The 11,869-nt window shown below is 41.0% G+C and carries 15 protein-coding genes; 3 read left to right on the top strand and 12 right to left on the bottom strand.

Annotated elements, in window-relative coordinates:
• Positions 1 to 382: 382 nt before the first annotated feature.
• The 3 genes from HZC31_00755 to HZC31_00745 are packed head-to-tail and all read right to left on the bottom strand — an operon-like array spanning position 383 to position 2,417.
• Complete coding sequence (locus tag HZC31_00755; protein MBI5001895.1) at positions 383 to 856, bottom strand: GNAT family N-acetyltransferase; 474 nt, start codon at positions 854 to 856, stop codon at positions 383 to 385.
• Complete coding sequence (locus HZC31_00750) at positions 853 to 1,737, bottom strand: GNAT family N-acetyltransferase (protein ID MBI5001894.1); 885 nt, start codon at positions 1,735 to 1,737, stop codon at positions 853 to 855. Before HZC31_00750 ends, HZC31_00755 begins: the two co-directional genes overlap by 4 nt.
• Before the next feature lie 8 nt (positions 1,738 to 1,745).
• Positions 1,746 to 2,417 carry a hypothetical protein gene (locus HZC31_00745; protein ID MBI5001893.1) on the bottom strand — a complete coding sequence of 224 codons (672 nt, stop codon included), beginning with the start codon at positions 2,415 to 2,417 and terminating at the stop codon, positions 1,746 to 1,748.
• 139 nt (positions 2,418 to 2,556) lie between these two features.
• Here HZC31_00745 and HZC31_00740 point away from each other — a divergent pair, with 139 nt between their 5' ends.
• Positions 2,557 to 2,802 carry a hypothetical protein gene (locus HZC31_00740; GenBank protein ID MBI5001892.1) on the top strand — a complete coding sequence of 82 codons (246 nt, stop codon included), beginning with the start codon at positions 2,557 to 2,559 and terminating at the stop codon, positions 2,800 to 2,802.
• Between the two features lie 15 nt (positions 2,803 to 2,817).
• Here the strand turns inward: HZC31_00740 and HZC31_00735 are convergent, their stop codons facing one another.
• Both HZC31_00735 and HZC31_00730 read right to left on the bottom strand, forming a co-directional pair.
• Positions 2,818 to 3,099 carry a hypothetical protein gene (locus HZC31_00735; protein ID MBI5001891.1) on the bottom strand — a complete coding sequence of 94 codons (282 nt, stop codon included), beginning with the start codon at positions 3,097 to 3,099 and terminating at the stop codon, positions 2,818 to 2,820.
• The gene (locus tag HZC31_00730; protein MBI5001890.1) at positions 3,099 to 3,404 is read right to left on the bottom strand and encodes a divalent-cation tolerance protein CutA; all 306 of its coding nucleotides are present in this window, start codon (positions 3,402 to 3,404) and stop codon (positions 3,099 to 3,101) included. Before HZC31_00730 ends, HZC31_00735 begins: the two co-directional genes overlap by 1 nt.
• 85 nt (positions 3,405 to 3,489) lie before the next feature.
• Between HZC31_00730 and HZC31_00725 the strand changes: the two genes are divergently transcribed.
• Positions 3,490 to 4,893, top strand: coding sequence for an NOP58 family protein (locus HZC31_00725; protein ID MBI5001889.1), 1,404 nt, complete (start codon positions 3,490 to 3,492; stop codon positions 4,891 to 4,893).
• A gap of 14 nt (positions 4,894 to 4,907) precedes the next feature.
• A complete protein-coding gene (locus HZC31_00720; GenBank protein ID MBI5001888.1) occupies positions 4,908 to 5,573 on the top strand; it encodes a fibrillarin-like rRNA/tRNA 2'-O-methyltransferase in 666 nt (221 codons plus the stop codon).
• 30 nt (positions 5,574 to 5,603) lie between these two features.
• On the opposite strand, the gene HZC31_00715 is transcribed toward HZC31_00720, so the two are convergent.
• From HZC31_00715 to HZC31_00685, 7 genes are all read right to left on the bottom strand, one after another.
• Positions 5,604 to 6,605, bottom strand: a complete 1,002-nt coding sequence (locus HZC31_00715; protein MBI5001887.1) for a hypothetical protein — start codon at positions 6,603 to 6,605, stop codon at positions 5,604 to 5,606.
• 8 nt (positions 6,606 to 6,613) lie between these two features.
• On the bottom strand, positions 6,614 to 7,051 hold the full coding sequence (locus HZC31_00710) for a hypothetical protein (GenBank protein ID MBI5001886.1): 438 nt from the start codon (positions 7,049 to 7,051) through the stop codon (positions 6,614 to 6,616).
• Between the two features lie 304 nt (positions 7,052 to 7,355).
• Positions 7,356 to 9,560 carry a copper-translocating P-type ATPase gene (locus HZC31_00705; GenBank protein ID MBI5001885.1) on the bottom strand — a complete coding sequence of 735 codons (2,205 nt, stop codon included), beginning with the start codon at positions 9,558 to 9,560 and terminating at the stop codon, positions 7,356 to 7,358.
• Positions 9,553 to 10,056 carry a hypothetical protein gene (locus tag HZC31_00700; GenBank protein MBI5001884.1) on the bottom strand — a complete coding sequence of 168 codons (504 nt, stop codon included), beginning with the start codon at positions 10,054 to 10,056 and terminating at the stop codon, positions 9,553 to 9,555. Before HZC31_00700 ends, HZC31_00705 begins: the two co-directional genes overlap by 8 nt.
• A complete protein-coding gene (locus HZC31_00695) occupies positions 10,053 to 10,463 on the bottom strand; it encodes a cupredoxin domain-containing protein (protein MBI5001883.1) in 411 nt (136 codons plus the stop codon). Before HZC31_00695 ends, HZC31_00700 begins: the two co-directional genes overlap by 4 nt.
• Before the next feature lie 10 nt (positions 10,464 to 10,473).
• A complete protein-coding gene (locus tag HZC31_00690) occupies positions 10,474 to 11,388 on the bottom strand; it encodes a heavy-metal-associated domain-containing protein (protein ID MBI5001882.1) in 915 nt (304 codons plus the stop codon).
• A 134-nt stretch (positions 11,389 to 11,522) separates the two neighbouring features.
• Complete coding sequence (locus tag HZC31_00685; protein MBI5001881.1) at positions 11,523 to 11,732, bottom strand: heavy-metal-associated domain-containing protein; 210 nt, start codon at positions 11,730 to 11,732, stop codon at positions 11,523 to 11,525.
• Positions 11,733 to 11,869: the final 137 nt, after the last annotated feature.

The following is an 11,869-nucleotide window of genomic DNA, read 5'->3' as shown; positions in this document are numbered from 1 at the left end:
TTTTTCCTAACTTATTTTTTCTATAACCTTTTTTAGCAATATCACTGGATTTACAGTTCAAACATTGAATGTCCATAAAAATCACCAAAACAACCTAAGAATTAACTAATATATATAGATGACGCTAAATAGACAATGTCAATTCAGCAGTAGGCTTTTGAAGGTCAACCGGTACGTTTTCTTGTCGCTCTGGATTGAAACGCGCAAACTCTTGATTTAATTGAGTTTCTAATGCATTATGAGGGAGGTTTATTTTTTCTGCATCAAGAATGTTGATGTTTCCATACTGTCCAAGAACTTTACTGAAAGTGGCAGTAGTAATATCTCTGAAAGAAGAAGGAACATAAAGCGTAGAAGGAAGAGTAAGCTGTGAATAACTAAACTACGTCATCATAATTGCGGAGTCATCTTGCCCATGCTCATCATGATAATTTGGGATCCATCCTATCCGGAATCCAATAGGGACAAAGCCACGAGAGTAATATACTTGTTGAGAATGAGTAGAACTTGTTACAGTCCCTGTAAACAATGTACCTTGAAAATCAGCCAAGTACGCCATCTGTGCATCAGCGAGTTTGCCTGCAATCCCTCTTCCTCGTGCTTCTTTGGCAACAAATAAATCTCCAACTTCTGTTACTGAAGGATATGATTCTATAGAAGCATGACCTAAAAGTAGACCATCTTCCTCAGCAACAAAGCATGTTGCAGTGAGCGAATGGTTAGGAGAATAATCATAAATGCGCCTGAGATGTTTTACTTTTCTTGCAGCGACAATAGGAGGTAAACTTTGTTGTGCAAGTACACAAATTCTTTCTAAATTACCTAATGTAGCCTTGCGGATAATGAAGCTCATCATCTCACGCTCTCATACTGTTCCCAGACAAAATCAAATAATCGTCGTGCAGTAGGAATTATTTTTATCTTCTCTTTATCGAGGGCAACGTCAGGAACATTGTACATATATGCGACAGCAGAAACAGAACCGTCAACAATAAGAGGTGCAAATCCCGCAATAATATATCCTTTTTCTTGGAGAAGTTTCATGTCAGCGGGAGCGCTTGGTTCATAAAGCCGTACAGGGTACAGCTTTTTTGGATACAATATCTCTTCTCCTGTTACAAAAGAACGTGTTCTTTCTCCAGCAGTTTCAACACTTGCCTCTCTGAAGACGACACTGCCGAAAGAACATAATGTTTCTTCAGCAATTGTTCTATATTCATGAGGAAGGTAAAGTGAAAGTGTTGTTGCTTCTGCTCTCCATAACCCAACAGGAGAGAAAATTTGTGCAAAACCAACGGAAGTTTCAGGTCCAGAACCATGATCTGGAAAATTTCCAGGGAGGATACGAACTGGAGAGAAGCCAACAGAAAAAAGTTGTTGTTGTGAATATGGGTGCAATGTAACTGCATCAGAAAGTGCAAGACCTTGGAAGTTATTGTCTGTTAAATATCCAACCCGCGCCCTGCTTAACGCAGTTGCAATTCCTCTATTCCTCTGTGCTTCATCAACAACAAGAGCGCCAAAAAGTGCTTTATCGGGCTTAATATAATGAATGCGGGCATATCCAATAACTTCTCGATCCTCAACAGCAACAAAACGAACAGATGATGCTTCTCTTGTCGAAGTCTGAACTTCTTCTATGAGTATTGGCTGAACAGCAGGACCAAAACCTCGTTGAAAAAGCCCGATTATTTGTTCTAAATCATCAGGTGTCGCTCGACGAATTGTGTACGTCATATGAACACCTAAACATCGTCATATCTATCAGAAAGGTATGCGCTAACTTCATTATAATATTTAAGAAGATCGTTGTGATTATCCTGTGCGTTATCGATGCTGTCTTGGATGTCATCAAAGTCATCGTCAGTATAGCCGTCAAAATCGCGGTAGTCAAGATCATCAAAATCGTCTTCTATTGTATCAATAAAGTCTTCGAGATCATCAATATCATCTTCAACATCTTCAAGATCTTCTTCTAAATCTTCAAGGTCGTCATCACTATCTGCGTCAGCGATAGCGTCTTTGAAATCCTGTAGGTCGTCATCAAGATTATCAAGTTGATTAAATGCGGATTCAAGATCATCTAAAAGAACTTCAATTTCTGTTTTTTCTTCAACTGTCTCTGCAGTAACTTCTTCTGTTTCTTCTGGAGTTTCTACAGCTGCTGTCTCTTCTACAGGACTCTCTTCAGTCTCTGTCAGAGGAACAGTGATCGTATGAACATAGACAACAGTTGTTCCGCCTGCTGCTTCAGCGAATGATGCTTCAAGAGCAGAAGGAACTTCTTCTTCAGTGTAGCTTGCGAGTAATTGTTCTTCAGAGAGTTCATGATATTCTGTGACAAAGAGCAAAACACCTACAAGTGCAAGAAGCATAGTCATGCTGACAATTCCTATAATCAATGAATCTCGTTCCATAATAACCCCAATAGAAGCGTAAAAGAGCTACCTATATTTAAATGTTTCGTAAAATAACTACTAAAAAGTAGTTACTAATTGGGTTTGAGTCGAAGAGGCTAAAGAAAACTATATATAGCAGGGAACCATAGAAAGATGTATGGCAGATCTAAAAATGCAGCATCTTATTGTGATGGTTGCGCTTCTTGTTTCTCTTGTGGGAACCTTGTTAATTCTTGGGAAGATGAATACTGACGCTTCGCCGATAACTGGAGCAACAGCGGTAATTGATATAACTGCAGAAAATATAGGGGGAGAAGAACAGCAGACAGAAACAGCACCACAAGAAGAAGGACATGGAGCAGTAGTTCGTGTCGTCGGATCAAATCAGACAAATACAGAATAATTCAATTTTTCCTTCTCAATTTCTCTTTGCTTCTTCACTCAGAACAATCACGTCTTCAATAGATCGTGTTTTTCCTTTGTTTCTGTTTTGAATTTCCTTGTGAATCAGTTTTGCGTCATACGCGCGGGTCATGTCCACAGCAAAAGAATGTTTATGGCCAGAAGTGCACGAGAGGGTAATATATTCTTTATTGCCATGTCTGGAAAGTAGGGGTAGATTTTGGTCAACAAAATCCTTACCACAATACAAGCATTTGTCTTTAAAATCCTGTTCTTTGAGAAGCTGATGAATAAGCATTATTTCACCATCTTTTTAACCCAGCGTTCGTAACTGCGGTTTGCTTTATCTATCTTCCATGCAGTAATGCAAGGGCATTCGTAAGAATGAAGCGCAACAACTGCTTTCTCAATTGCGTTGTATCTCTTCTCCACAGTTTTTGCGAGAATAATATGTTCTTCATTGGTCTCGAGTTTCCCTTCCCAGAAGTACATGCTTGTCGAGGGAATAATGTTTGCGCACGCGATAAGTTTTTTCTTCAGAAGATGCGCAGCGATATCCATTGCCTGCTGTTTGTCTTTGCAAGGAATGTATAATGCAAGCATAAATCCCCACAATACGTTACCCCTCCAAGTTGCTTATATACTTTTCGAAAGAAACTATATATACAACTAGAGATTATTTCATAATATGGCTCAAATCCTCGTCACGAATTTCATTGGCATATTTATCATTCAGGAGAATAAGATTATTGATAAAATTCTATTTAGGGATTTGGAATATAAGAACAAGCACCATGCGCAGCATTGTGAAGCAGAACTTCTTAAAAAACATCCAGAAGCAAAAAAAGAAACCACGTTCACATTCCCACAAGAAAAAGAATTCTTGAAAAAATTCTGGGAAATCAACATCGCAGTTGCGAAGCAGGCGTGCAAAGATGCGGTGCGAAAGGAGCATTTCATCATGCAGGCAGTTGCGTCTATGGAAGATATAGAAAAGGCAGTAAATCCGCTCGTCAAGCGCTGTCGGGAATGGTTTGCGTTGTACTGTCCAGAAGTCAATGAAAAGGTTGCGAATCATGAAGCGTTCATTGAAATAATCACCACAAAAAGTAAACAGGAAATTCTTGATGAGTTTAATATCGCTACAACAATGGGCGCGGATATTGCAACAATTGACATTGAACCAATGGAAGAATTTGGCAAGCAAATTAAACTTCTCTACAATTTCAAAAAACAGCTCGAAGAATATATTGAAAAAGCGTTGCATGACATTGCACCAAACCTGCTTGCGGTTGCGGGTCCAGTGCTTGCGGCAGAACTCTTACTTCACGCAGGTTCCTTAGAAAAGCTGGGAAAAATGCCTGCTTCCACAATCCAGTTGCTCGGCGCGGAAAATGCGCTTTTCTTGCATCTCAAAAAGCAAGGAAATTGTCCACGCCATGGAATTATTGTCAAGCATCCGTTGCTTGCGGGAGCAAAAGGAGAGTACCATGGAAAAGTCTCGAGAAAGCTTGCGGGAATACTCAGCATCGCGGCGCGGCTGGATAGATTTCACGGCGACCAGTATAAAGGATTTGCGCTGAGAGAAAAGCTCGACAAAGATGTTGCAACGCTCGTCTCAAAGCCAAGAAAAATAAAACCACGAGCGTATGTGCCAAAGCAACGAGAAGAAAGGTATGAAAGACCTCGTGAAACAGAAAGACCATTCCGTCAAGAAAGATCCTCATATCAGAATGCAAGACCAGATCATGGAGCAAGAACAGGCAATACGCCATTTAGGCAGCATCGGCAGCAAGGAGCGCCTGAGCGAAGACCCGGGTATAAATATTCTGGGCAACATCGTGAATCACCGCGCGATGGAAGATCTATGTATTCAAGACCACACCCAAGAAGTTCAGGATATGAGCATTCGCAGCAGCGCTCTGAATCGCCACGTGATGGAAGAACCACGCACGCGCAAAGACCACAAACACAAACGCAATCCACTATGAATTATAAAACAAAGGATCAACAAAAGAATAAACAAAAGTATCAGCCCTATCATAACGATACAAACAAAAAACGAAAAACATTCAAACCATTCAGGAAATAACGGAGAAAATAATCATGACCATGCAGCAACTTCAAGCAAACCTTTTTGTGGAAAAAACAAGAAGAGGAGACCAGTTTTGGACGAAAAATCTCACTCCTGGAGAAACAGTCTATGATGAAAAGCTCGTTAGCAATGGCGCGTTGAGACAATGGAGTGTCAAAAAATCAAAGCTTGCTGCGGGGCTTGCGAAAGGACTCAAAAAACTTCCTGTTGAAGAAGGAGACGTCATTCTCTATTTAGGTGCATCTTCCGGAACTACTGTTTCTCATTTGTCTGACATGGTGGGAGAAGACGGAATGATTTTTGCGGTGGAATTTTCCTTTTACATGTTGAGAAGATTGGTCATGCTCGCGGAAAAAAGAAAAAACATTGCGCCAATATTAGCAGACGCAAATCGTCCTGAAAAATACCAGGATCTCATTTGTGAAGTGGATTTCTTGTTTCAGGATATTGCGCAGAGAGAACAGGTTGCGATATTTCTGAAAAATATGAGATTTTTGAAGCAGGGCAAGCTTGCAATGCTCGCGATAAAGGCGAAGTCCATTGACGTGCTTGCGGATCCAAAAGACGTCTATGAAAAAGTAAAGAAAGAATTAGAGAAAGAAGTCAAAATTCATTGGCAGAGTAGATTAGATCCGTTTGAGAAAGATCACTGTTTGTTTGTTGTCGAGAGAAAATAAAACAAGTAAGTAAAGTGATGCAAACTATTTCTAACTCACACACTTTCCATTACTGCAACTATATCCAGTGCCATATTCTTCTTCACAGCTGACTTGTTCAAAATAGAATGCAGAGCCATCTCTGCAGTAATATTCCATGAGTGTTGACTCGTCTTGACAATTGTCCTGCGCAAGAATTGCTTTACCAACAGTATAATGCACTCCTTGTGTCGTTCCTTTTTTCTTATAATTCAGTGCATCGCTGTCTTCGCAGGCAACACAGATACCATCTTCAGAACAAGTGGATCCTGCTGCGCAATCGGATGTGGACGAGCAAGTCGTGTATCCAGGACTCGTCGCGTCAAGAGGATCACTGCCATCATCCAATTCTTGAGAATCAAAATAACCATCATCATCGCTGTCTTGATCAAGGGAATCAGTTCCTTCACTCTCTTCTTGTGCGTCAGAGAGTAAGTCTCGATCATTATCAACAGAGCATCCTTGTTCATAGCAGACATAGCCAGTATCACAACTGCTGTCGCCGGTACAGCCAGAGACGGCAACCTCTTCTTCTTCCTCAGTTGCAGGTTCTTCTTCAACAACTTCTTCTGTTGTTTCTTCAACAGGTTCCTCTTCGGGAACTTCTTCTATGATCTCTTCTTCAGGAAGAACAGGTTCTTCAGAAATTTCCTCAGCAGGTTGTTCTTCTTCAGGTTGCTCCTGTGTAATTTCCTGTCCAATCTCATCAGGAAAGTCAGTTGGTTCAGTTGCGGCGCCTGCAAGATCTCCTGAGCCAAGCAGGTTCATGAGTGCAAAGCCAATGCCGCCCAGCGCGAAAAGCGCAAGAAACGCAATAGTCATTTTTTTACCAGAGAAAGGAAGATATTTCAGACCTTTAATGTGTGGTTTTTCAGGAGGATGCACGTCATGAAGCGCTTCATCAGCGATTGTTTCTGTGTAGCCGTGCTTGAGAAGATGTTCCCGAATAGTTGCGCTATCATGTCCGTGTTCAAACTGCCGTTTAATGTAATCAGCCAGTTCTTTGTTGATCATATCCTTATTCAAGATTTACTAGTATAAAAACGTTGCGCAAGAGAGAAGACCAGAAGAGGCGTCACGACCATCTGAAGAACAGGACTTATACCTACATGAAGAATAGGCAGAACAGGCATTGCAGCAGTATAACTCCACACAGAGGTAAAGTACATATTTTTGATTTCAATAAAAAAGCTAAGAAATATACCTGAAACAATAATCAAAACAAGCTGTTTCTTCCAATCAGAAAGCCAAAAGAAAGTTCGTGCCTGCAAACAAACAATCCAATAAATGAGCAGAACAAGCAATCCATCTGCAGCAGCCATGTACAGGAATCCATAGAAATCATGGACCATTGTGGTCACATAGAGTGGTGCGTGAAGATATTCCCAAAGAATGTTAAGCAGAAAAGCAAGACAGAAAATAATCACATGTAGTTTTATTATTTCTTTTATCTTTTTCATTTTCACACGCTCATAAAAAATCATTTGTAAGCAAAAGTATAAATAAATTATGTTAAGCGTACGACCGAACGCAGTGAGTGTCGTACTTGATCTCGCTTCCAATTGGCGAAAGAATTGACACAATTCATCTATTTATTAAAAAGTATAGAGAGCTTTGAATAATTCAATTTTTCTCCGAATTCAAAGCGGTTCTATTGAGAATTTTGAGAAAAAATCACCATATGTATACCAAAAAGTGATTTTTTCAAAATTCTCTATAGCATGAACATGTGAATGAGCAACAGGGCGATTCAAAATAACAATATTATAACTTCTTCATCTTGAGCAACAATGAATTCCCTACAACGCTGACACTGCTTAATGCCATTGCGCCACCTGCGATCATTGGACTCAACAACCAGCCAGTGAATGGATACAAAATCCCTGCGGCAATCGGAATACCCAGAACATTGTAAAACAATGCCCAGAACATATTCTGTTTGATTTTTGCCATGGTGATTTTACTCAAGCGAATCGCTTTTGCGACATCAAGAGGGTCATTTCTCATGAGAACAACATTTCCAGTTTCCATCGCAACGTCTGTGCCAGAACCCATCGCAATGCCAATGTCTGCTTGCGCGATCGCGGGCGCGTCGTTGATACCATCGCCAACCATCGCAACACTTCCTTTTTTCTGCAATTTCTTGACATATGCGGCTTTTTGGTCAGGCAGTACTTCAGCAAAAACATTAGTAATTCCTGCTTGCTTTGCAATACCTTGCGCGGTTCGTTGATTATCTCCAGTAATTAAATACACAGAAACACCCATGCGTTGGAGTTTCTCAACTGCTTTTTTCGCGGTTTCTTTGATAGTGTCTGCGACAGCGACAAGACCAAGAACTGTTTTTCCGTCAGCAAGAAGCATAACGGTTTTTCCTTGTTCTTCAAGCGCGATCAGTTTTTCAGCAACAGATGTTGTATGGATGTGCTGTTTCTGCATCAGTCTACTGTTTCCAAAATAAAACAATTTTTTACCAAGCGTCGCGGTAACGCCATGTCCGGGAATAGCGGAAAAATTAGTTGATTTCAAAAGAGGAAGCGCCTTCTTTTGCGCGTCTGCGACAATTGCTTCTGCGAGCGGATGTTCAGAATGCTGTTCAATGCTTGCGGCAAGTTGAAGAAGCTGCTTCTCAGATAAAGATCCTGTTGAAACAATATCTGTCACGACAGGTTCTCCATGAGTGATGGTTCCTGTCTTATCAAAAATAACAGAGCGAACTTTGTGCGCCGCTTCAAGCGCGTCCCCGCCTTTAATCAAAACCCCTTTTTCTGCCCCTTTGCCTGTTCCCACCATGATTGCGGTTGGTGTTGCGAGACCAAGTGCGCACGGACATGCGATAACAAGAACAGCGACAGCAGTGAGAAGACTAAAAGAGAACGTTTCACCAGCACCGAAGTACCAGGTAATAAATGTCAGAATTGCAATTCCGATAACTATTGGAACAAAGTATGCACTCACCGCATCAGCAAACCGTTGAATAGGTGCTTTTTTTGCCTGCGCGTCTTCAATGAGTTGGACAATCTGCGAAAGTGTTGTATTCGCGCCAACTTTTGTTGCTTTAAAGCGGAAGCTTCCCGTTTTGTTGATCGTTGCGCCAATGACAGGATCTCCTTTTTTCTTTTCAACAGGGATGCTTTCTCCCGTAATCATGCTCTCATCAACAGAAGAGTGTCCATCGACAATAGTCCCATCAACAGGGATTTTCTGCCCAGGTTTCACAATGACAATGTCACCAACAACAACGCTGTCAATAGGAATTTCTTCTTGTTTTCCGTTGCGAACAACAAGCGCTGTTTTCGGCTGTAAGCCCATGAGTTTTTTAATAGCTGCGCTGGTTTTTCCTTTCGCGAGCGCTTCAAGGTATTTACCGAGCATGACAAAGGTAATCAAGATTGCGCCGACTTCAAAATATTGTCCAAGTTCTGGCTGGAACAAGACAACATAGATGCTGTAAAAATACGCTGCGCTTGTTCCGATGGCAATAAGGGTGTCCATGGAAGCGCTTCCATTTCGAAGAGAATGCCATGTTCCTCGATAAAATTGCCATCCCACATAAAACTGGACTGGAGATGCAAGAATCCATGCAATGTATTCCGCGAAGGGAATTTCTATTCCAACGCTTGGAAACACAGACGTGATGAGAAACGCGGGGAGAGAAAAAAGTAGTCCAATAAAAAAGAGTTGTTTTGTTTCAGCGATCTCTTTTTTCCGTCGGTGTTCTTCTTTGTCTTTTCCTTTTGCGCTGTCAAAAACAGTTGCGGTATATCCTTTTCCTTTAATTGCGTTGATAAAAGCAGGAACACCAGTCTGCTGTGGATCATAAGAAACAACAGCGCGTTCAGTAGAATAATTGACAGTTGCCTCTGTAACGCCGGACACTTTGGTCAGTGCTTTCGTCAATATTGTCGCGCAGCTTGCGCAGTGCATGCCAGAAATACTCAGTTGTACTTTTTTGTTTTCATTAGTCATAAATTCCACCTTTCACTAGTTTTTTTCGTAAATAATATCCATTTGCGGTAAGAAGAGCGACAATTCCAAGTTGTATTTCAAGTCCTTGAAATGGAAGTGCTCCCCAGCTTAACGTAATGCCAAATAATCCAAAGAGCGCGGGAAAAATGCTTGCGACACATGCGCTGCAAACGCCTGTCGCGACGCCGCCCACTGCGCCGATACTTGTCACGCTTGCGGTCGTGCCAAGTCCTGAAGTACTGCAAGTTTTGTTACGTTTATATTCTTGATAAACCAAATAAAGGAAAGCAGCATTTAACCCAAGCAGTATTCCTATTGTGAGTGTCAATGCAACAGAGAGCAGCAACTGAATCCAGTTAATAGTATCAACAAAATAAGGAATGTATTGCGCAGTCACATAAAACTTGCTCACAAGCACAGTTATGGTAACATACAGTAATGTAACTGCTGCAATAATGCCATACTGTTTTTTCCCAAAGAGCTGTGGTGTTTTCATTGGACGATCAGTGTGCCTCTTCCCATGCCCATAGAGCATCTGAAACTGTAGCTCCCTTTTTCTGTTGGAGTAAACTCCAATGTGTCATCTCCTGCTTTAAATTGTTTCTTGATGCCAAGGTCTGGAATCAAAAATGTTCGAAAGCAGCCCGTGAGTGAATTCAAGTCTGCTGTAATGCGAACAGGTTTTCCTGCTTCAACAGTGATTGTTTCAGGATCATAGTTATATGCGCCTAAAGAGAGCGTGAATTCTTGATATTCACCGGAGTCAGGCCTAGTTTCTGTTTCTTCTCCAGAATCTCCTGAAAACGAAATGCTTCTCCCACTGAGAAAAAAGCCAAACGCGACTCCTGCAATAAGAACGAGCAGGACAGTCCCGATATTTTTCATAATTGTTTGTAGTTCCATTGTTTCACCCCTAAATAAAAAATATGATAAAGACAAATAAAATAACGCTGACGAGACAAAAGGAAAAAAATGTCATGAAGTCAAGTGGTTGTTTTTCTACTGTTGGATTTTCTTCAACAACTTCTTCGTAAAGCATGTACGAAAGCCCCCATAAAATAAAGAGGTTCACGAGCATGAAAAGCGGCATAAACCAAAGTAAACGATCAAACTGCATCATCACCGCGATCATAGGACCCATTGTTCCACCCATAACTCCTGCCATCATTCCTTCCATGATGCCCATGATGCCACAGCATTTGCCGTTGAATGCGCCGAGAACAACGCCAACAAGAACCCCGACAACAGAGCCAATAAAGATACCATTCGTTGCCCCGATAATCGTGCCGAGAAGCATGCTGGACTGCATTCCTAAGGTCATGCCGATCATCATGCCCACCATGCAGGGAACTTCTGTTTTGTAGGCGTGGAAATGCCAGAGTGCTGCGCCAAGAGCGACAACCGTGATGTCAAGATAAAGTATCCACAATGCTTTTGTCGTGAGGAGTGTTACATCCCCGCCAAAGATGGTTTTCCAGACAATCGCTTGGAGCAAAAGAAGCAGCAAAAGTGAAAGTCCTGAATAGCGAAGCATGGTATATTCCATTGCGTATTTTTCTTTGTTTTGAACAAAGTCTTTGTAGCGGTCAGAAAATGTTTTTCTGCCGAAGACAGAGAATGACGCGCGGTATCCTTTGTTGTGAATGAGTCGAAGAAGCTGTTCTTCTGAAAGCGCAGAAGCATCATATTCTAAATCAATAGCGCTGGACGTAACAGAGATAGAAAATTTTTCTATTCCTTTTGTATTCTCAAACATTTTGCTGAGTACTTTGACACAGCTGCCGCAGGTAATGTCTGGGCTGTAAATCGTCTTTTTTGTTATTTGCATTTTTATCACTTCTTATTGTTTATTTATTCGCCATGCTCTTTTTTGAATCGCCTTGCTGCTTTTGAATCCCTAAATCTTTTTTATTTAGTATTTTAAAAAAATGTCAACAAACTGTTCAGCGACTATATACAATATTATTTCAGCACCTTATATCCTTCTTTTTTAATCGAGTTGACAATGTTGATGGAATCTCCATCATACTCGCATGTCACTGTTCCAGTTTTTTTCTTCTCATCAACAGTCACATGAATCTCTTTTGCGCCAAGTTCCTGCAAATTATCCTCAATAACCATTTTGCAGCTTTTGCAGTGTACGCCTTCAATGTTCAAATGAATTTTTGTCATAATCAATCACCTATTCGCATAGAAAAGCGCTCTTTTATTAATATATTTCCTGCAAAGAAAGCGTTTAGGGAAGCTTGATTTAGCCTTCTTTTAGCTAAAGAATGTTTAAAACTGTTTAGAACGCATTTTTTTACAGT

It is taken from the genome of Candidatus Woesearchaeota archaeon (genome assembly GCA_016214075.1).
Classification (GTDB): domain Archaea; phylum Nanobdellota; class Nanobdellia; order Woesearchaeales; family DSVV01; genus JACRPI01.
This window is presented reverse-complemented; position numbering and strand designations above follow the sequence as displayed.